This is a genomic window from Aeromonas sp. R3-1, from assembly GCF_040908345.1.
Classification (GTDB): domain Bacteria; phylum Pseudomonadota; class Gammaproteobacteria; order Enterobacterales; family Aeromonadaceae; genus Aeromonas; species Aeromonas veronii.
This window is the reverse complement of the sequence record NZ_JBFODN010000282.1, coordinates 1-19720: the sequence shown is the minus strand read 5'-3', so window position 1 is coordinate 19720 and position 19720 is coordinate 1. Positions and strand designations below refer to the sequence as shown.

General features: G+C 58.0%; 17 protein-coding genes, 6 tRNA genes and 1 pseudogene. 10 read left to right on the top strand and 14 right to left on the bottom strand.

Going from position 1 to position 19720, the window contains the following annotated elements; all coding sequences use genetic code 11:
* Positions 1-686 precede the first annotated feature (686 nt).
* A tRNA-Ser gene (locus AB5Y85_RS20350) sits at positions 687-774 on the bottom strand.
* Positions 775-971: 197 nt separating this feature from the next.
* Here AB5Y85_RS20350 and AB5Y85_RS20345 point away from each other — a divergent pair.
* Together AB5Y85_RS20345 and AB5Y85_RS20340 are read left to right on the top strand one after the other, a co-directional pair.
* Positions 972-1721, top strand: coding sequence for a DsbA family protein (locus AB5Y85_RS20345; RefSeq protein WP_047438584.1), 750 nt, complete (start codon positions 972-974; stop codon positions 1719-1721).
* A gap of 296 nt (positions 1722-2017) precedes the next feature.
* A complete protein-coding gene (locus AB5Y85_RS20340) occupies positions 2018-2920 on the top strand; it encodes a sulfite exporter TauE/SafE family protein (protein ID WP_064338862.1) in 903 nt (300 codons plus the stop codon).
* Here AB5Y85_RS20340 and AB5Y85_RS20335 read toward each other — a convergent pair.
* Together AB5Y85_RS20335 and hemL are read right to left on the bottom strand one after the other, a co-directional pair.
* Complete coding sequence (locus AB5Y85_RS20335) at positions 2835-3650, bottom strand: hypothetical protein (RefSeq protein ID WP_368222058.1); 816 nt, start codon at positions 3648-3650, stop codon at positions 2835-2837. The two genes, AB5Y85_RS20340 and AB5Y85_RS20335, sit on opposite strands and share 86 nt — an antisense overlap.
* 217 nt (positions 3651-3867) lie before the next feature.
* A complete protein-coding gene (gene hemL, locus AB5Y85_RS20330) occupies positions 3868-5154 on the bottom strand; it encodes a glutamate-1-semialdehyde 2,1-aminomutase (protein WP_069554498.1) in 1287 nt (428 codons plus the stop codon).
* Positions 5155-5398: 244 nt separating this feature from the next.
* Here hemL and clcA point away from each other — a divergent pair, with 244 nt between their 5' ends.
* The 3 genes from clcA (at position 5399) to erpA (ending at position 8012) form a co-directional block, all read left to right on the top strand.
* Positions 5399-6787: a H(+)/Cl(-) exchange transporter ClcA gene (gene clcA / locus AB5Y85_RS20325; protein WP_368222056.1), complete on the top strand. Its 1389-nt coding sequence runs from the start codon at positions 5399-5401 to the stop codon at positions 6785-6787.
* Positions 6788-6878: 91 nt separating this feature from the next.
* On the top strand, positions 6879-7574 hold the full coding sequence (locus AB5Y85_RS20320; RefSeq protein ID WP_005343032.1) for a DUF6776 family protein: 696 nt from the start codon (positions 6879-6881) through the stop codon (positions 7572-7574).
* Positions 7575-7661: 87 nt separating this feature from the next.
* Positions 7662-8012, top strand: a complete 351-nt coding sequence (gene erpA / locus AB5Y85_RS20315) for an iron-sulfur cluster insertion protein ErpA (protein WP_368222053.1) — start codon at positions 7662-7664, stop codon at positions 8010-8012.
* A 138-nt stretch (positions 8013-8150) separates the two neighbouring features.
* Here the strand turns inward: erpA and nhaC are convergent, their stop codons facing one another.
* The gene (gene nhaC, locus AB5Y85_RS20310) at positions 8151-9560 is read right to left on the bottom strand and encodes a Na+/H+ antiporter NhaC (RefSeq protein ID WP_005357819.1); all 1410 of its coding nucleotides are present in this window, start codon (positions 9558-9560) and stop codon (positions 8151-8153) included.
* A gap of 301 nt (positions 9561-9861) precedes the next feature.
* Between nhaC and AB5Y85_RS20305 the strand changes: the two genes are divergently transcribed.
* A complete protein-coding gene (locus AB5Y85_RS20305) occupies positions 9862-10071 on the top strand; it encodes a hypothetical protein (protein ID WP_234663002.1) in 210 nt (69 codons plus the stop codon).
* Here AB5Y85_RS20305 and AB5Y85_RS20300 read toward each other — a convergent pair.
* The 9 genes from AB5Y85_RS20300 to rsmC form a co-directional block, all read right to left on the bottom strand.
* Positions 10066-10338, bottom strand: coding sequence for a late competence development ComFB family protein (locus AB5Y85_RS20300; protein ID WP_005343036.1), 273 nt, complete (start codon positions 10336-10338; stop codon positions 10066-10068). The genes AB5Y85_RS20305 and AB5Y85_RS20300 overlap by 6 nt on opposite strands.
* Before the next feature lie 109 nt (positions 10339-10447).
* Positions 10448-10533 (bottom strand) — tRNA-Leu (locus AB5Y85_RS20295).
* Positions 10534-10604: 71 nt separating this feature from the next.
* Positions 10605-10690 (bottom strand) — tRNA-Leu (locus tag AB5Y85_RS20290).
* 46 nt (positions 10691-10736) lie between these two features.
* Positions 10737-10822, bottom strand: a tRNA-Leu gene (locus AB5Y85_RS20285).
* A gap of 44 nt (positions 10823-10866) precedes the next feature.
* Positions 10867-10952, bottom strand: a tRNA-Leu gene (locus tag AB5Y85_RS20280).
* A gap of 54 nt (positions 10953-11006) precedes the next feature.
* A tRNA-Leu gene (locus tag AB5Y85_RS20275) sits at positions 11007-11092 on the bottom strand.
* Positions 11093-11220: 128 nt separating this feature from the next.
* Positions 11221-12681 (bottom strand): glycogen synthase GlgA, encoded by a 1461-nt coding sequence (glgA, locus tag AB5Y85_RS20270; protein ID WP_042084202.1) that lies wholly within the window; start codon positions 12679-12681, stop codon positions 11221-11223.
* Positions 12671-13888, bottom strand: a complete 1218-nt coding sequence (glgC, locus tag AB5Y85_RS20265; RefSeq protein WP_005340236.1) for a glucose-1-phosphate adenylyltransferase — start codon at positions 13886-13888, stop codon at positions 12671-12673. The genes glgA and glgC overlap by 11 nt, the downstream gene beginning before the upstream one ends.
* 151 nt (positions 13889-14039) lie before the next feature.
* Complete coding sequence (gene rsmC, locus AB5Y85_RS20260) at positions 14040-15068, bottom strand: 16S rRNA (guanine(1207)-N(2))-methyltransferase RsmC (RefSeq protein ID WP_101531559.1); 1029 nt, start codon at positions 15066-15068, stop codon at positions 14040-14042.
* A gap of 280 nt (positions 15069-15348) precedes the next feature.
* Here rsmC and dapA point away from each other — a divergent pair, with 280 nt between their 5' ends.
* The gene (gene dapA, locus AB5Y85_RS20255; protein ID WP_005343041.1) at positions 15349-16221 is read left to right on the top strand and encodes a 4-hydroxy-tetrahydrodipicolinate synthase; all 873 of its coding nucleotides are present in this window, start codon (positions 15349-15351) and stop codon (positions 16219-16221) included.
* Positions 16222-16312: 91 nt separating this feature from the next.
* Here dapA and AB5Y85_RS20250 read toward each other — a convergent pair whose 3' ends face one another.
* Positions 16313-17281 carry an inorganic triphosphatase gene (locus tag AB5Y85_RS20250; RefSeq protein WP_101531558.1) on the bottom strand — a complete coding sequence of 323 codons (969 nt, stop codon included), beginning with the start codon at positions 17279-17281 and terminating at the stop codon, positions 16313-16315.
* Positions 17282-17450: 169 nt separating this feature from the next.
* Here AB5Y85_RS20250 and AB5Y85_RS20245 point away from each other — a divergent pair, with 169 nt between their 5' ends.
* The 3 genes and pseudogenes from AB5Y85_RS20245 to AB5Y85_RS20235 all read left to right on the top strand — a co-directional run.
* On the top strand, positions 17451-18131 hold the full coding sequence (locus AB5Y85_RS20245) for a TIGR00153 family protein (RefSeq protein ID WP_005340244.1): 681 nt from the start codon (positions 17451-17453) through the stop codon (positions 18129-18131).
* A gap of 25 nt (positions 18132-18156) precedes the next feature.
* Complete coding sequence (locus AB5Y85_RS20240) at positions 18157-19422, top strand: inorganic phosphate transporter (RefSeq protein ID WP_005343043.1); 1266 nt, start codon at positions 18157-18159, stop codon at positions 19420-19422.
* A 110-nt stretch (positions 19423-19532) separates the two neighbouring features.
* A pseudogene (locus AB5Y85_RS20235) lies at positions 19533-19720 on the top strand (IS3 family transposase); the annotation flags it as partial.

Sequence of the window (19720 nt, the reverse complement as noted above, 5' to 3'; positions counted from 1 at the left end):
TGAAACGCGGTAGCGCCGATGGTAGTGTGGCATTCGCCATGCGAGAGTAGGACACTGCCAGGCACCCAATACAAAAAACCCCGCTCATCGAGCGGGGTTTTTTATTGCCTGCAATTTATTGAATCGTCTGATATTTGGCCTGACTTATTCCTTTCTTCTGTTTTTATTGTTACTCGCTGTTGTCTTTCGGTTCAACGAATAGCCTGATGTTACGCTTTTACTCTTTCTTCATGTAAAGCAGTTACTGCTGTATGGCAGGGCTGGCATCGCCATAACCAGTGAATCCCATGATCGCCTATACGTCGTGATCTCTTGCTTGGGATCTCTGCTTCCTGAGTTAGCTGCTCCCTCTTTTTAAGCCGCAACCCCATCGTCCCTGCTTTTCTATGACTGTATTAATCGGCTATGACTTTATTCCGAAGAGGGGTTATTGGCGGTACCAACATGCTGGAGCTGCGGTTGCTGCGTGTTGTCGTTGTGGTTTGGGGAATAAGAAAGTGGACTGGGATGTGCGCAGTAACTCAGATCTTCGAGGTTGATTGGTGATTTTCTGGTGGTTATTGAGCCCGCAGACGGGAAGATTAGGAGGATGTTGAAGAAGACTAATGTGTTGAGAGCTATGAGGAATGAAAAATCGCAGGCAAATAAAAAGCCCACGCAACATGGTTGCATGGGCTCGGTATGAATGGCGGAGGAGGTGGGATTTGAACCCACGGATGGTCGCCCATCGCCGGTTTTCAAGACCGGTGCATTCAGCCGCTCTGCCACCCCTCCGCAGCAGTGCGGCGAATATTACCATGCTGATCCGGCTTGTAAATCCCCGTCCGGTTCGATTGCTGGTTAATTGCGCTAAATGACATGAAAAAGTGGCAATCAGGGCGCATCAAGCGCTTTTTTGGCCAGATAACTTGACTTGAAAACAGACTCAACCACTATAGTGGCCTCTATCATATCCTCTGCAAGATAACGTTATGACTATTAAAAATGCCCTGTTTTGCGCGCTGGCTGGTGTGACCCTGCTGGCGACGCCGGTACATGCAAGCGAGCTGACCAAAAGCGATGTCGAGCAAATCGTTCGCGACTATCTGGTCAAGAATCCCGAGATCCTGGTCGAGATGTCCAATGCCCTGCGTGCCAAGCAGGAGAGCCAGCAGGCCGAGAGTGACAAGGCGCTGATCAAGGCTCACTCCAAGCAGCTTTATGCCAACCAGGATCCCGAGATGGGGAATCCGAAGGCGTCGCTGACCATTGTGGAGTTTTTCGATTACAACTGTGGTTACTGCAAACGGGCCCATCCGCTGGTCAAGCAGCTGATGGCGGAAGACAAAGACATCCGGTACATCTACAAGCAGTTCCCCATTCTGAGCGAGTCCTCCTACTTCGCAGCCCGTGCTGCGCTGGCGGTCCAGCTGGGTCAGCCTGACAAGTACCAGGCGTTCCATGAGAAGCTCTATACCCATCAGGGCCCGCTCGCTGATGAAGCACAGGTCAAGCAGTTGGCTGTGGCGGCTGGTGTGAACTGGAGCAAGGTGGAGGCCAAGATCAAGGATGGCAGCATTGACCAGAACCTCGGTACCAACCGTGCGCTGGCTGAAGCGCTCGGTATCTCCGGTACCCCGGCCTTCATCATCGGTGATCAGATCCTGCGCGGTGCTCCCCGTGATCTGGCCAGCCTGAAGGGGTTTATCAAGGACGTGCGTGCCGGCAAGAGCATTCAATAAGCGGTTGTCATGGTCGAGGGCCCAGCGCCCCGGCCAGATACAGAAAGAGGGTCGGTATCACTACCGGCCCTCTTTTTTATTATGTCCTTTGGCACAAGTGGTCGTCGCGAAAGGACCATAACAACGTGCTCAGGACCCGGCCTGTTGGCCTCAGTAACAAGTATTAGCAGAGTCGTTCGGAGTCTATTGATAAATATTTCACCTTGCAGAGGCGTGTCGTGAGCATTGCTTAATTCCGGTCAAGATTTTTTCTGCTGCTTGCCTTAGAATCGCCGCCCGTTGCAGGAGAAACCTCTATGTTAGTTGATATTTTACGGCTGGTTTTTATAGCCGGAGGCCTCGTATTCATCTTTATGCTGGTGCAAGCCTGCTGGCGGAAGAAGCAGAGTGGATCCTTTGAGGCGACCCCCTTCTGGCCGGTGGCGTTGATCGGTGGGGTTGCCAACTTCCTCGATACCCTGGGGGTGGGCAGCTTTGCGGTAAAGACCGCCTGCTACAAGCAGTTCAAGCTGATCGATGATCGGGTGCTGCCGGGTACCCTCAATGGGCAGTGCGTGCTGCCGACCGTGACTCAGTCGCTGATCTTCGTCGGCGCAGTAGCGGTGGAGCCGCTGACGCTGATCAGCATGATGATGGCCGCCGCAGCGGGCGCAGCCTGGGGCGCTCGCCATGTGGCCTCGTTTGATCGGCAGACCATCCGGTTGGTGATGGCTATCTCCTTACTGGTCGTTGCAGGGCTTATCTTTGCCGGTCTGCTGGGGCTTTTCCCTGTAGGCGGCGATGCGATGGGGCTCAGCGGCTACAAGCTGGCGATCGCCCTGCTTGGCAACTTCATCTTTGGAGTGCTGATGAATGTCGGTATCGGCTTGTTTGCCCCCTGCATGACGCTGGTTTATCTGCTGGGGATGAATCCGCTGGCGGCGTTTCCCATCATGATGGGCTCCACCGCCGTGCTTAGCGTTTTCTCCGCAGGCACTTTTATCCGCAAAGGGGCGTTTGATGCCAAAGCCGTGCTGGCGGTGGCCATCTTCGGCCCCATCGGTGTGGTGCTGGCAGCCATGCTGGTCAAATCCATGGATATGGAGATGCTGAAGTGGCTGGTTGCCTTTATCGTCATCTATACCTCCTGGACCATGTACGCTTCCTGGCGGGCGGCGCGTCGCTCCCCTGTGCAGCTGACGGTGGAGAGCGCAGGCTAGCCTGTACCAGTGCCGCTTCGGCCTTGGCCCCCAGAAAAACATAGAGGCCAAGCGCCAGCAGCAAACCCACCGCACACCCCATCACTCCGACCGCTGGCCAGAGCAGCTCGTTCTGGCCGAGCGAGCCTTTGAACAGCAGCAACAGCCCCTCGATGGAGACCGCGATCAGAATGGCAGCGATAAAGCGGGTGATGGTGCGGCGAATGGCGCTGTGGCGGAAGATATCCTTATGCAGCAGTACCTCCTCTTCCAGAATGGTCTTGCCCAGATCGAACACCGCCAGTGCCAGCGTCAGGAAGATGATGGCGCTAAAGGCGCCGAGCTGGTTCTGCTGCTCGCCGCACAATAGCTGGTAGAGCTGCTCCAGCCCGTGCCAGATCAGGGTGGCGACGATCAAAAACAGCGCCATGCTGAGCACCACATAGACCGCCTTGAACCAGGGCATGGCGCGGCGGCGCTCCCTGTCTCCCATCAACCAGCCAATCAGCTGATTCAGACAGACGGTGATCTCCCGTCCTTGCCCCTGCACGATGAGGTGCAACCGGTTATGGGCGGCCGGTGCCGCAGGCTGGATGCACATCGGCCCCTGATAGTGGTCAATGCTGACCACAAAGGGATACCCCTTGAGCGAGACAAGGGGGGCGCTGAGCAGCCCCTGCAGTAGCGGGGTCAACTCCTCCTGATACTCCTGATAGCGCCGCAGCACATCGATGGGGCTCATCTCTGCCATATGGACCTCGGTGACGTGGGCTCTTGTGGTGAATGTGCAAATAGTGGGCCTGCTTTATGACAGGGATGGCGGGGCAAGTTGCACCAGAGGATGACAAATCGGTGGATGATGAGGGGGTAATGCACCAGAAATGGGCGTATTGCCGCCCTGTGTGGTGATGGAGTCTCTGTAATAGAAAAGGGCCCGTGACGGGCCCTTTGCGACAACCAGTGGCGATTTAGCCAGCCAGCTTGGCGAAGCTGCGCTCGGCGGCAGCCAGGGTATGTTCGATCTCCTTGTCGCCGTGAGCCAGTGACAGGAAGCCCGCCTCGTAGGCGCTCGGCGCCAGATAGACACCCTCTTCCAGCATCAGATGGTAGAAGCGCTTGAAGCGTTCCATATCGCAGCGAGTGACCTGCTCGTAGCGGGTGATTTCGGGCTCGTCGGTGAAGAAGAAGCCGAACATGCCGCCCACATAGTTGATGGCGAGCGGGATGCCGTGTTTGGTGGCGGCCGCTTTCAGCCCTTCTGCAACCCGCGCAGTCTTGGCGCTCAGCTGCTCATAGAGACCCGGCTCCAGCAGCAGATCCAGCATGGTCAGACCGGCTGCCATGGCCACCGGGTTACCGGAGAGAGTACCCGCCTGATAGACAGGGCCGGTCGGTGCGATGTGTTGCATCACCTTCTTCTTGCCGCCGAAGGCGCCAACAGGCATGCCAGCACCGATGATCTTGCCGAGGGTGGTGAGATCCGGGTCGATGTTGTAGTGACCCTGAGCACCGCGCAGGGAGACGCGGAAGCCAGTCATCACCTCGTCCAGGATCAGCAGGGCACCGAACTCGTCACAGATGGCGCGCAGCCCTTCCAGGAAGCCGGGGACCGGCGGGATGCAGTTCATGTTGCCAGCGACCGGCTCGACGATGATACAGGCGATTTCGCTGCCGTACTGGGTGAAGGCTTCACGCACCGAATCCAGATCGTTGAAGACGCAGGTCAGGGTGTGTTTGGCGAAATCGGCTGGAACGCCCGGGCTGTTCGGTTGACCCAGGGTCAGGGCGCCGGAACCTGCCTTGACCAGCAGGGAGTCGGCGTGGCCGTGGTAGCAGCCCTCGAATTTGACGATCTTGTCGCGGCCGGTGTAGCCACGGGCCAGCCGGATGGCGCTCATGGTGGCTTCGGTGCCGGAGTTCACCATTCGCACCTGCTCCATGGAGGGGACGATTTGGCGCACTTTCTCGGCCATCAGCACTTCGATCTCGGTCGGCGCACCGTAGCTCAGCCCTTTCTCAACGGCCTTGATGACGGCGGCCTTGATGGCCGGGTGGTTGTGACCCAGCAGCATGGGGCCCCAGGAGCCGATGTAATCCACGTAGGCCTGACCATCCACATCATAGAGATAGGCGCCATCGGCGTGATCGATGAAGCGGGGCGTGCCGCCGACCCCATTGAAGGCGCGGACCGGTGAGTTGACGCCACCCGGAATGGTCTGGCGGGCCTGTTCAAACAGCTGATCTGATTTTGACATGGATCATCCTTAATGGGATTTTGGGCGTCACACAAGGGATTGCAGCCGATTGAGACTCGGCAGGTCGGAGCATCAGGAGTATGCTTTGCGCTCTCGCCACCCGGACTCTCGGTCTGCTCCCGTGACAAAAATTTAACGGGCCGACTATAGCAGAAAGCCCCAGCCCTGGGCAGCCGAGCAACGCGCCGGGTGATCCTGATCTCAGCTAGCTGACGATATGGTTTTTCCAAGTTGGTGTAACAAGATGGCGCAACAAGCTCTCTCCTCTGAAGCCGATACCTCTTCGCGGGGGCCGTTTTCCCGCATTATCCGGCAAGACAAGATGCCCTTGCTGGTTCTGTTGCTGGCGGCGCTGGTCGGCACCCTGGCCGGACTGGTGTGCGGTCTGTTCGAATCTGGTGTCCACTGGCTGGCAGAACAACGTATCGCCTTGCTGGCAGACCGTCCCTGGTGGCAGCTCGGTCTGCTTGGCTTTGGCTTCAGCGCCTTGCTGGGATTTGTCGGTTACTTCCTCACTCATACCTTTGCCCCGGAAGCGGGCGGCTCCGGCATTCCCGAGATCGAGGGGGCGATGGACGATCTGCGCCCGGTGCGGTGGTGGCGGGTATTGCCGGTCAAGTTCTTCGGTGGCATCTGCACCCTGAGCTCCGGCATGGTGCTGGGGAGGGAGGGGCCATCGGTGCAGATCGGTGGCAACCTTGGCAAGATGGTGGCGGATATCTTCCGGTTGCCCAAGGAGCATGGCCACGCCCTGTTGGCAGCCGGTGCGGCGGGCGGTCTGGCGGCAGCCTTCAATGCGCCGCTGGCGGGCATCCTGTTCGTAATGGAGGAGATGCGGCCGCAGTTTCGCTACTCTTTTCTGGCCATCAAGGCGGTGGGGATCTCCGCCATCATGGCGACCCTGATGTTGCAGAACATGAAAGGCCAGGGGGCGGTGATCACTCTGCCCCACTACGATGCGCCCGCCCTCAAGGCACTCTGGCTGTTCCTCTTTATGGGGGCCACCTTCGGGGTGCTCGGTTTTGTCTTCAACAAGCTGGTGCTGGCCTGTCAGGATGGTTATCTGGCGTTGCACCAGAACAAGCGCCACCGTTTTGTGGCCATCGGCATGCTGGTCGCCGGAACGTTTGGCGTGCTGTCGCTGTTTGCTCCCGCGGTGACGGGGGGCGGCACCGAGCTTATTCCCCATCTGATGGGGGATGAGTATGCGATGGCGACCCTGTTCCTCATCTTTTCGGTGCGGCTGGTTGCGACCCTCATCTGCTTCTGCTCCGGTGCCCCGGGCGGGGTGTTTGCGCCGACCCTGGCGTTGGGCACCCTGTTTGGCGTGGTGTTTGGCCATCTGTTTCATGCGGCGTTTCCGGAGCTTGGCATCGAGCCCGGCGCCTTTGCCATCGCCGGAATGGGGGCGCTGTTTGCTGCCACCGTGCGTGCCCCCATTACCGGTATCGTCTTGGTCACCGAGATGACCGACAACTATCAGCTGATCCTGCCGATGATGATTACCACAGTGGGAGCCACCCTTGTGGCGCAAGCGCTGGGCGGTCGTCCCATCTATTCTCAGATCCTGGAGCGAACTTTACGGCTTGCCGCGCGTCAAAAGCGGGGTGATGGCAGCGCCACGGCCAGTTAATTTTTCCCTTTATCACCAGTGACCCCGGTCCGGGCGGTATAGTGAAGGGAGAGGCGCAGCCGTAAATGGCGTGATAACGGGATGAGGGGCTATGTCCAATCTATTGAAGTTATTGGTCGTGTTAGCCGTTGGCGGGCTCATTGGTTACTTTGTCGGTAACCGTCAGGAGCTGGCCCAGAGCAGTCTGTTGGTGGTACAGCAGGAGACGCTGGATCGTCAGGGCAAGGCCATCGGCCAGCTCAAGACCGAATTGGGGGTGAAAGATACCCAGCTGGCGACCCAGAAAGCGGCCTTCGAGCAGTTGCAGACCACCTTGAAGAGTCAGGAGGCGCAGGTGCAGGAGCTCAAGCGTCAGCTGGCCTTTTTCGAGCGGATCATGCGCCCTACCGGCGAACAGGTGGGGGTGGTGATCGACAACCTGACTCTGCAGGAGACCAGCATTCCCGGTCGCTACCACTATCGTCTCGCCCTGACCCAGCCTGCCAAGAAGCGGGAGCTGTTTCGTGGTCAGGTGCAGATCCGGGTCGAGGGGAGCCTGGCTGACAAGCCGAAGACACTGACCGGTCGCGATCTCGGGATGAAGGTGAGCGAGTGGCGTTATGCCCTGCGTTATTTCCAGCTGCTGGAAGGGAATTGGCAGTTGCCGGAAGGCTTTGTGCCGGATCGGATCCGTGTCACCATCAACAAGGATGGCAGGCAACCGGCGCAAGAGCTGCTGGTTGAGTGGGGCGAGGTGATCAAGCCGCTGGTCGCCGCACCGCCTGCTCCGGTTCCCGCGGCCGGTTAAACGTGGTGAATACTTGAACTGAATGGTCGGGTATTGGATAATTTCGCGGTTTCCATGTTTGTGGATCTAATGGTTGTGAGGTCAGTAATGAGTGCAGTAGCAGAAGCCCCGCTGCCCATCCAGATGACGGATGCGGCGGCCAACAAGGTGAAGAACCTGATCACCGAGGAAGAGAATCCCGAGCTGAAGCTGCGGGTATACATCACGGGTGGGGGCTGCTCCGGTTTCCAGTATGGCTTTACCTTTGATGAGAAGATCAACTATGGGGACACCGTAGTCGAAAAGAATGGCGTCACCATGGTGATCGATCCCATGAGCCTGCAATATCTGGTAGGCGGCAGTGTGGATTACACCGAGGGTCTGGAAGGTTCACGCTTTACCGTGACCAACCCCAATGCCACCACGACCTGTGGCTGTGGCTCCAGCTTCTCCATCTGATCGGCGTTATCGGTCTGATGAAACGGCTCTCGGCAACGAGGGCTGTTTTTGTTTGTGGTGATCAGTGTGCTCCATCAAACAGCATTTCTCTCAAACAACAAAGGCGCCTTGGTGGCGCCTTTGTTGTTTCAGGATGGCTTAGCGGGAGCTTGCCGCCGCGACCAGCGGGATCCGGTTCACTGCCTTGCCCATGTAGGCGAGGGTGATGGTCACAATGATGCAGGTGAAGCTCAGCCACATGTAGGGCAGGTAGTCGAGGGTTGCCACCCCCAGTACCCCGGCCATGAAGATGCCGTTGTCGCTCCAGGGCACCATGCCGCAGGTGAGGGTGCCGCCAAACTCGGCGTTGCGAGAGAGGTTCTTGCGCGCCAGTCCCAGTCGGTCGTAGTTCTTGGCCATGATCTTGGGTGTCAGGATCAGCGACACATACATTGCTGAGCCGAACACGTTGGCCAGAAACGCGGTGCCGATGGTGTGGCTGGTCAGGCTGCCGACGCTATTGATGCGCTTCTCGAAGGCGCTGGCGATCACTTCCAGAATGCCGACCTTCTCCAGCAGGCCGCCAAACCCGAGACCGAAGATGATGACCGCGACCGAGCCCAGCATGGACTCCATGCCGCCGCGCCCGAGAATGTTGTCGATAAAATCGATGCCGGAGGTGATGGCAAACGGACTATAAGCCGAGTGCATTGCCTTGACCGGATCCATGCCCTGGAAGGCGATGGCCCAGATCAGGCCCAGCAGGGCACCGAAGCTGATCACCGGGAAGGCGGGCTTGCGATTGGCCAACAGGCCCAGTACCAGCACCACCGGCACTATGGCCAGCGGGGTGATATTGAACTGGTTGTCGAGCGCCTCCATCACCAGATTGACCTGCTCTAGGCTGACATTACCCGAATACTGCATGCCCACTACGGTGAATAGCACGGCAGTGATGACATAGGAGAGCAGGCTGATGGGCAGCATCCCCTTGATATGCTCCACCACGTCGACGTTGGACATGGTGGACGCCAGCACTACTGAGTCGGAGAGCGGAGAGAGCTTGTCACCGAAGTAGACGCCGGAGAGCACGGCACCGGCTACCAGTGGCGCAGGCACGCCGAGGCTGTGGCCGATCCCCATCATGGCGATACCGGCGGTGGCGGCAGAGCCCCAGGAGGTGCCGGTGGCCAGCGAGGTCAGGGAGCAGATGATCAGGGTTGCCAGCAGGAAGATGGACGGATGGATCACCTTGAGGCCGAAGTAGATGATGCTGGGGACTATGCCGCCGGCAATCCAGGTGCCGACCAGAGCACCGACGGAGACCAGGATCAGAATGGCCCCCATCCCCTTGGCAACGCCGTCAACGGCAGCCTGCTCCAGGGATTTGTAATCGTGGCCGAGTTTGATGCCAAGCCCCATGATGACGAACCAGGCGATGAACAGCGCCAGCTGGATCGGCAGATCGAGCACGCTGGTGAACGAGAATGCCAGGGCCAGGAAAATGGCCAGACAGGCAAATACCTGTGCCATGCCCGGTAGTCGGATGTGGTTTTGTTGGTTTTGCATAGATACTTCCTAAACTCTTGCTCGCCAAGGTCACTCCCTCTCGTCCTGTGGATACATCGATCCCGAGGAGGCAACCCAAAAAGAGGCCGCAATCTACCACAAACCCGGCGGGTTAAAGCCCCATCAAATTGGCAAAAATGCACATTTGATTGAAAAAATCACAAATTAGTTGATCTCATAACCCGTTTTTGAGCGGCCTGTTGACACAAAGGGCTACATACGAAGCTTTCCCGTGACGCCACTTGCATCCCCAGTAGGTGAAGATGATAATTATTATCAATTGTTGATTGGGGAGAAAACAATGCGCTGGATATTGCGGGGTATGATGTTGCTGGTGGCGGTGGCCGTACTCGCATGGGGTCAGGATAAAGAGTACGGCACCTGGAGTGCCGGTTTTCTGCTGGCTGCCTGGATGATGCTGGAGCCCGGATTGCGGCCCGCCTTGATCTTGCTGCCAGTGGCCGGGTTGACCGGTATCGTTACCCTGCTCTGGCAGCAGCCCTGGTTATGAACTTTTGACGGGAGCCTGCTTGATCTTCTGCTGTGCCACCTTGAGCGATTCGACCACCAGCTTCTCCATTTCGGTACGCTTGGCGTCGGTCAGGAAGTAGATCATGTCGACATTGTGGCGAATATAGTGGGCCGGAAGCTGGTTGAGGGTGAGGCAGCAGAGGTCGGCCATCTGATCGCTGTTGAGCTTTTGCTGCAGCCCCTGTTTCTCAATCTCCTTGAGCACCAGATGTTCGTAAAAGTTGTGAATGTCGGTATCCAGTATCATATGCGTTCCTTGGCATGACGATGAGCGGGGAGTCGTCAAAAGCATAGCCATAACAAGGAGTAAAAACAAAAGGCCCATCACTTTCGTGATGGGCCTTTTGCGTAATGAATGGTGCGAAGAGAGGGACTCGAACCCTCACATCCGTGGGACACTAACACCTGAAGCTAGCGCGTCTACCAATTCCGCCACCTTCGCACACTGATTTTCTCCAGCTGGTTTTTAAATGCGGTTGGAGCGCATTGCTCTGTGTTTACATGTCAGAATCATGGTGCGAAGAGAGGGACTCGAACCCTCACACCCGGGGGGCACTAACACCTGAAGCTAGCGCGTCTACCAATTCCGCCACCTTCGCACATTCGGGTTTCCAGTCTGGATTTACATGCTGTCTGGATAAAGCATGGTGCGAAGAGAGGGACTCGAACCCTCACATCCGTGGGACACTAACACCTGAAGCTAGCGCGTCTACCAATTCCGCCACCTTCGCACATTGTGTTACCAGTTTTGATTTACATGCTGTCTGGAGAAGCATGGTGCGAAGAGAGGGACTCGAACCCTCACACCCGGGGGGCACTAACACCTGAAGCTAGCGCGTCTACCAATTCCGCCACCTTCGCACATCGGGTTATCAGTCTGGATTTATATGCTGTCTGATAAAAGCATCTGCAGTATGGTGCGAAGAGAGGGACTCGAACCCTCACATCCGTGGGACACTAACACCTGAAGCTAGCGCGTCTACCAATTCCGCCACCTTCGCATCACTGCGGAGGGGGATTCTATAGAGTTTTGGGGGAGCGTCAACAGCCAAAGGGGACTTTTTTCGCTGTTGACGCCCAAAGTGGCGCCAAGGGTACAAAACTTCAGCAATTAGCTGACGTTTGGCATTCAGTAACGGCCCAATGCACTCTGATACATCCGTTCATACTGGGTGACCGAGTCAGGCCAGTTGAAGCGGGTGCTCATGGCATTGCGCTGCACCTTGGTAAAACGCTCTTTGTCCTGCAGGAAATAGAGCAGGCTGCGGCGCATGGTATCGAGCAGGATGGCGGCAGTCGGATCGTTAAAACAGAAGCCGGTGGCATGCTCGGGATCGGCATCCCAATCCACCACGGTATCTTTCAGACCACCCACGGCGCGCACCAGTGGCAGAGTGCCATAGGCGAGGCTGTACATCTGGTTGAGGCCGCAAGGCTCGAACAGAGAGGGCATCAGGAAGAAGTCGGCACCGGCTTCGACCAGATGGGCCAGCCGATCGTCATAGGTGTTGATGAAGGCGAGCTTGCCCGGATAATCCCGAGCCATGGTTTGCAGTTGCGTGGCGAGCGCAGGATCGCCAGAGCCGACGATCACCACTTGTACCTGATGGTGGAGGAATTTCTCCAATGCAGGGAGCAGCAGGGGAACGCCCTTTTGCTCGGTCAGGCGGCAAACCATGCCGTAGATGGGCAAGTCCGCCACGGCCAGCCCCGCCTCCTGTTGCAGGCTCTGCTTGCAGATCTGTTTGCCTGCCATGTTGTCGATGCTGTAGGTCGCGGGCAGGAATTCGTCGAACTCCGGATCCCAGTCCTTGTAGTCGCAGCCGTTGAGGATGCCGCAGAGATCTGCCGCCCGTTGCTGGAAGATATGCGCCATGCCGTGGGCACCGAGGTGAGTCAGCAGCTCCTGGGCATAGTTGGGGCTGACTGCGTTGATCTTGTCGGCGTAGAGCACCCCGCATTTGAGCAGATTGACGTGGCCGTAGTCGTAGTTGATGCGGCGTTCGTAGTCGGCGATCTCGGGCATGGCCCAGAACTGCTCGCGGCCAAACACCCCCTGAAACGCCGCGTTGTGAATGCTGATCACGCTGCGGGTCTGCTGGAAGAAGGGGTTGTGGGCGTGGCGGGTTTTCAGCAGCAGTGGCAGCAGGCCGGTGTGCCAGTCATTGCAGTGGGCGATATCCGGGGCAAAGCCGAGCTGCTCGCAGGCATGGAGGGCTGCGGCCGAGAAGAAGGCAAAGCGCTCGCCATTATCCGGATAGGCCTGATTGTTCTCGGCGTAGAGCTGGGGACGATCGAAATATTGCGGGCAGTCGAGCAGATAGACGCAGACGTCATCCAGCTCCATCTGGTAGATGCGATAACCGATATCCGGCAGCCCGGGGTGGGTTGGCAACCAGCGTGACGCCACCAGTCTGGCCTCATCCCGTCGCTTTATCGTCTTGTAGAAGGGCAACATGATCCTGACATCATGTCCCTTCTGGGCCAGGTACATCGGCAGGGCTCTGGCGACATCGGCCAGGCCCCCGGTCTTGACCAGCCCCTCAACTTCCGAGGCAACAAACAGGATTTTCAGTGGGTTAATAGCCAACTCTTGCTCCCTTAGGTACCACCACGATACCGCCTTCGGATACGGTAAATCGCTCTCTATCGTGGTCCAGATTTTCACCGATAACGGTGCCTGGCGCAATTTCAACGTTTTTATCAATGATGGCGCGCCGGATGGAGCAGCCTTCACCAATCTTCACATCCCCCAGCAGCACGGATTCACTGATATGGCTGCACGCGCCGATATTGCAGCGAAAACCAAGGATGGATCGCTGGATCTGGCTGCCCTGAATGAAGCAACCGGCGGAGATCAGCGAGTTGGCGATCTTCACCTTGCACTCGTCGCTGTCGATGAAGGTTGCCGGTGGCAGCGCCGGATAGTGGGTGTGCAGGGGCCACTTGCGGTTATAGAGGGAGAAGGGGGGATTGTCGGCCACCAGGTCCATGTGCGCTTGCCAATAAGAGTCGAGGGTGCCCACATCCCGCCAGTAGACGTGCGGTTTCTCGCCGGGGATGACGTTGGTGCTGTAGTCATAGACATAGACGGGGGCACGTGGGTAGAGGCTCGGGATCACATCCTTGCCAAAGTCGTGGCTGGAGTTCTCCTCGGCGGCATCCCGCTTCAACTCGCGGCAGAGGGCATCGGTCTCGAAGATGTAGTTGCCCATGGAGACCAGCGCCTGGGTCGGATCGCCGGGAATGTGCTTGGGCTGCTTCGGCTTTTCCTGAAAGCCGATCATCCGCCCTTCGGTATCGACCTCGATCACCCCGAAGGCGCTCGCCTCTTCGATGGGCATGCGCAGGGCTGCGACCGTCATGGCGGCGTTCTTCTGCTTGTGGAAGGTGACCATCTGGCTCACATCCATCTTGTAGATGTGGTCGGAGCCGAAGATGCAGACGTGATCCGGTTCGGCCCGCTCGATAAAGCCGAGATTCTGGTAGATGGCATCGGCGGTGCCGTCATACCAGCGTTTGCCCATTCGCATCTGGGCCGGGATGGGATCGATAAAGCGGTCGGTGATGCCGACGATATTCCAGCCCTTCTTCATGTGCAGGTAGAGGGACTGAGATTTGAATTGGGTCAGTACATAGATGCGCAGAAAGTCGGCGTTGACGAAGTTGTTGAGGACAAAGTCGATTAGCCGGTAGCTGCCACCGAAGGGGACGGAAGGCTTGCTGCGGGTGGTGGTCAGAGGCTGCAGGCGAGTACCTTCGCCACCAGCCAGGATCATGGTCAAAATGCCTGCCATCGTATTTCTCTCCCTGAATTAACAACATGAAAAGGTTTTCAATGTTCGGTATAAAAACACCCCTAAAGGGGTGGTTTTTATCGTGTGCTTAATACCTTATCAGATGCCGGATGGCGCTCTCTAGCTGTTTTCTTGTGCTGCTTACACTTATTTACATTTTGCTCAGATAGACCTTGAATTTGGCATCACTGCTGATCACTTCAGTCCGTTTGAAGTGTGTCTCCAGTATAGGCTGGTAGCGCAAGAAGGCGTTGGCAACAATGGTCAGCGAACCATTTGGCAGCAAAAATTCCGGCGCCTTGGCCAGGAACTGCTCGGTTGCCGCATAGAAGGTTTTGAGACCCGCATGGAATGGCGGGTTGGAGACGATGTGTTGGAAACGGGTGGAGACATCCGAATAGACATCGGAAGCGGTGACCTTGCCCTTCAGACCGTTGATCGCCAGGGTGCGGCGGCTCGATTCGAGCGCCAGCGCGCTGATATCCACCATGTTGACCCGCAGAGCCGGATTGCGCTTGGCCAGCACAGACCCAATCACCCCGGCGCCACAACCGAAATCGAGCAATTCGCCCGTCATCGGCGGCACGGCGGCCAGCAGCATCTGGGTGCCGAGGTCCAGCTCGGCGGCGCTGAAGACGCCGGGCAGCGCCAGCACGGTCAGCTCGGTATCACCCGCCTTGCACTGATAGCGGCCAAACCAGCTATCCAGATCGAACGGGGCGACCGGTTTGCAGAGCTCACCATGATAGAGCGAGCAGCGGCGGGCCGAATCGCGCTTGATCGGCTTTTCGCCATAGGGGGCCAGCAGCTTGTCGGCGCCATTGATGCCGCCGCGGTTTTCTCCGGCCAGGAACAGATCGGCACCCGCTTCCAGCAAGGGGGTCATCATGGCCAGCAGATATTGTGCCTCGGCCTTGGCCTTGGGCATCAGCAGCAACAGGGCATCGAAGCGGGGGGCGCCACCGAGCTGGTGGTCGAACAGGATAGCCTCGCCGAGGGCGGCCTGCTGGCTGCGGTAGTAGCAGTAATCGGTGGTAAAGACGGTCAGGGTCTGGGCCAGGCTCGCCAGCTGGCGGGGATAGTCATCCTCCAGCGCGCCACAGACAAGTAGCCGCTTGCCGACAAAGAGGGCTTGGTTTCGTTCCAGCATCTGGCTGACGGCACTGATAGGGCTGCTCATCGGGTCTCTCCACGCAATTTTGGGCGGCCATTATACATAGCCCCTTTCGCCTTGACATTTATGCCGTGTTCCCGAAATATGCCCAGACACCATTTTTTGACCAGAGATGACGAAATGCGGTTCAACGGGTTGAAACGAAAGCACAAAAAAAGCCTGAAATTCGGGCCTGCCGACGTTCGCGCGTAACCTCTCATCCCTGAGAAGCTTCAAACCCCGGTTGCGCACATCGTACCGGGGTTTTTTATTGCCATATGCGCGTCATTTAGGAGAAGGAGATCCCATGTTTCAAGGTTCAATCGTTGCGTTGATCACCCCGTTTCGACAGGGAAAGCTGGATGAAGAGGCGCTGCTGCGTCTGGTGGAGTGGCATATCGAACAGGGCACTCACGGCATTGTGCCGGTGGGTACCACGGGGGAAAGCCCGACCCTGACCCATGACGAGCACTGCCGGGTGGTGGAGCTGGTGGTCAAACAGGTCGCTGGCCGCATTCCGGTGATCGCCGGGGCGGGTTCCAACAATCCGGTCGAAGCCATCGAGTACACCCTCCATGCCGAGCGGGTGGGGGCTGATGCCACCCTGCATGTGGCCGGTTACTACAACCGCCCCAATCAGGAGGGGCTCTACCACCACTTCAAGGCGGTACACGATGCCACCGCCAAGCCGATCATCGTCTACAACATCCCGCCGCGCGCCATCGTTGACGTGCAACCCGCGACCCTGGCCCGTCTGGCCGAGCTGCCGCGCATTGCTGGGGTAAAAGATGCCACCGGCGATCTGGCCCGCCCCTGGACCGAGCGCCAGCTGATCAAAAAGCCCTTCGCCTGGCTCTCCGGTGAGGATGCCACTGCGGTTGCTTACAACATCGGCGGGGGTCAGGGCTGTATCTCTGTGACCGCCAACGTGGCGCCCAAGCTGGTAGCCGAGGTGCAGAACCTCACGCTGGCGGGCAAGTGGCAAGAAGCGCGTGAGCTGCAAGACCGGCTGATTCCGCTCCATCAGGCGATGTTTGCCGAGCCGAGCCCGGCCGGTGCCAAGTATGCCGCTTCCCTGCTCGGTTTCTGCAGCGAGGAGTGTCGTCTGCCGGTGATGCCGCTGTCGGAAGCGACCCGCGAGCGTATTCGCAGCGCCATGCAGCAGCTCAACCTGCTGTAATGCAAAACGGGTGAGCCAAGGCTCACCCGTTTTGTTTTCGGCTTTTGTTTCCGGTCTTTATTTCCGACCTTTAGTACCGGTATGGCCACGCTCAGGCTGCGTGATGCAGCCAGGCGGCGATGGCCAGCTGCAACTCGACATACGCCGGATAGAGGAAGAGAGCGGCCAGCTCGGCAGGCCACTCGTTTTGCTCGCCCGACTGGGCTTGCAGATGGGCTTGCAGGTTGGTCAATGCTGGCAGCCAAGGTGCGGGTTGTGGCAGCGTGGCCGCACTGCGGGCGACCAGGTCGATCCCTTGGCACAGGGCCGCGAGTGCCTGCTGTTGAATGCCTTTATCCTGAGGATGCTCCAGCCAGAGCTGCTCGTGATGCTGCCAGTGACGCAGCCCCTCGCTTACCCCCGTTATGCCATCCATACCTTCATGTTCGACCAGCGCCTGCAGAGCCAGCGGTTTGCCAAGACCAGCCAGTCGATAGCCGCGCTGGGCCTTGGATTGGGCGCCGAGACGCAGTCCACCAAGCTTGGCGAGGCGTTGGGCCAGTGCAAACAGCGCCGCGGTCGCGCCTGATTTGAGCTCCAGTTCCAGCTCGTTGATGGTGGTGCTGCCTTGACTGCCGACGATCTCTCCCTGATCCCAGGCCAGCTCAATCTCGGCTCCCTCGAAGGCGATCAGCCAATGGCGGCGCAGGAAGTCGGTACGAAACTGAGCGACCAGCTGTTGCTGAATGTGGTCGCGCTCGGTCAGGGTCGGCCAAATCTCATCGGGAAAGGCCGAGAGGGTCGGCAGATCGCCGCTCACGGGGGTGTTGTACTCGGGTCTGGCGTGCAGGCCGCCCACCACCTTGCCGCGGCATTTGATGGTCTGTTCGGCAAAGGCATCGCAGCGGCGGATCCGCAGTCCCATCTCCAGCTGGCGCAGAGCCAAGGTCGGCGTATCGAAATAGACGTTGCCGAGCTGCTGTTGTGATGATTCTTTAATCTCAAGAGAATTCAGCAGGTTGGATAACTCGGCTTGAATGTCGCTGGCGACAAAAAACTTTATCTCGATCTCAGTTTGCATAGTCATTCCGGGCTGGCAGGCAACTTTGGGGGGCAGGATTCGGGTCGCGGGGATATAATGCCCGCGAGACGACTAGATTAATTCGCGGTTTAATTGAGGGCGCAGTTCGGTTACCATGCGCGCCTCATAAAATCGTATCGAGTGTTTTTTCACCGACACAGGTTTGGCCATGCCAGTAAATACTATTTTGGGGCTTTTTGCCAAGTCCCCCATCAAGCCGCTGCAGAAGCATATCGTCAAGGTTCACCAGTGCTCCCAGCAGTTGGTTCCTTTCTTTGACGCCGTTGCCGAAGACCGTTGGGAAGATGCCGAGAAGATCCGGCAGCAGATCGCCCAACTGGAAAAAGAGGCAGATACCCTCAAGCGTGAAATCCGTCTGAAACTGCCTCGCGGCCTGTTCCTGCCGGTTGCACGTACCGACCTGCTGGAGCTGTTGACCCAGCAAGACAAGATTGCCAACCGTGCCAAGGATATCTCCGGCCGCATGCTTGGTCGTCGCATGGAGTTCCCCGCCGAAATGCGGACGGATTTCATGGCTTACCTCAAACGTTGTATTGATGCGACCGCTCAGGCCGAGAAAGCGATCGGGGAGCTCGACGAGCTGCTCGAGACCGGCTTCAAAGGACGGGAAGTGGAAATGGTTGCCGAGATGATCCACCAGCTGGATCTGATCGAGGACGATACAGACACCATGCAGATCGGACTGCGCCAACAGCTGCAAGCGGTTGAGCACAATTACAATCCGATCGATGTGATGTTCCTTTACAAGATCCTCGAATGGGTAGGTGACCTGGCAGATCAGGCCGAGCGCGTAGGCGCCCGTCTGGAACTGATGCTGGCTCGTTCGTAATCGACTGACTGGGTAAACACAACTAATGGACATTATCGCGAATTACGGCACCACTCTGGTGCTCGTGGCGGCCTTGTTCGGCTTTTTGATGGCTTGGGGCATTGGCGCGAATGACGTAGCCAACGCCATGGGAACATCGGTCGGCACCAAATCCCTGACCATCCGTCAGGCGATCATCATTGCCATGATCTTCGAATTTGCCGGTGCCTATCTGGCCGGTGGCGAAGTGACGGCCACCATCCGTAACGGCATCATCGACAGCAATGCGTTTGTCGACAGCCCGGACCTGCTGGTACTCGGCATGATCGCCTCCCTGCTGGCGGCGGGCGCCTGGTTGATCCTCGCCTCCTACTTCGGCTGGCCTGTCTCGACCACTCACTCCATCATTGGCGCCATCGTCGGTTTTGCGGTGGTGAGCATTGGCCCGGAAGCGGTGCAGTGGAGCAAGTTTGGTGGCATCGTCGGCTCCTGGGTAATCACCCCGGCTATCTCAGGTGTCATTGCCTACTTCATGTTCATCAGCGTGCAGAAGCTTATCTTCAACACCGATGATCCCCTGAACAACGCCAAGCGCTATGTGCCGTTCTACATGTTCCTGACTGCGCTGGTGATCTGTCTGGTGACCATCAAGAAGGGGCTGACCCACGTCGGTCTGCACCTGAGCGATGGCGAGGGCATTCTGCTTTCCATCGCCATCTCCATCGCAGTGGCGTTTGCCGGCTGGATCTACATTCGCGGCCAGAAGTACAACCCGCAGGATGACAGCAAGATGCACTTCGCCAACGTGGAGAAGGTGTTCGGCATCCTGATGGTGATCACCGCCTGTGCCATGGCCTTTGCCCACGGCTCCAACGATGTGGCCAACGCCATTGGCCCGCTCTCTGCGGTGGCCTCTATCGTGGCTTCCGGTGGCGAGATTTCCAGTCAGGCAGCCATTGCCTGGTGGATCCTGCCCCTTGGCGGTATCGGTATCGTAATCGGTCTGGCGACCATGGGCGAGAAGGTGATGGCGACGGTCGGTACCGGCATCACTCACCTGACCCCGAGCCGTGGTTTTGCTGCCCAGCTGGCCACTGCCGCGACCGTGGTGATTGCCTCCGGTACCGGTCTGCCCATCTCCACCACCCAGACCCTGGTCGGTGCTGTGATGGGTGTCGGTCTGGCGCGCGGCATTGCGGCGCTGAACCTGGGGGTACTGCGCAACATCGTGGTCTCCTGGATCATCACCCTGCCTGCCGGTGCCATTCTGGCTATCGCCATCTTCTACGTGCTGCAGGCCTGCTTCTCCTAATCGAAGCGGCATTCAGCAAAAAGCCCGAGTCATCGACTCGGGCTTTTTTATTGTGCGTGTCCCGTCCTGAATATGGTTTACACCTTTCCCCCCAATAAATGGAGAGCCCGATGGGACAAGGTGTGAAACGGACACAGCGCGATTACTCGCTGACTTTTAAACTGGCGCTGGTCGAGCAGATTGAAAAAGGCGAGCTCACCTATAAACAGGCTCAGGTGCGTTATGGCATTCAGGGCCGCTCCACCGTTCTGGTATGGTTGCGTAAACATGGTCGGCAAGATTGGAGCCAGGGGGCTTC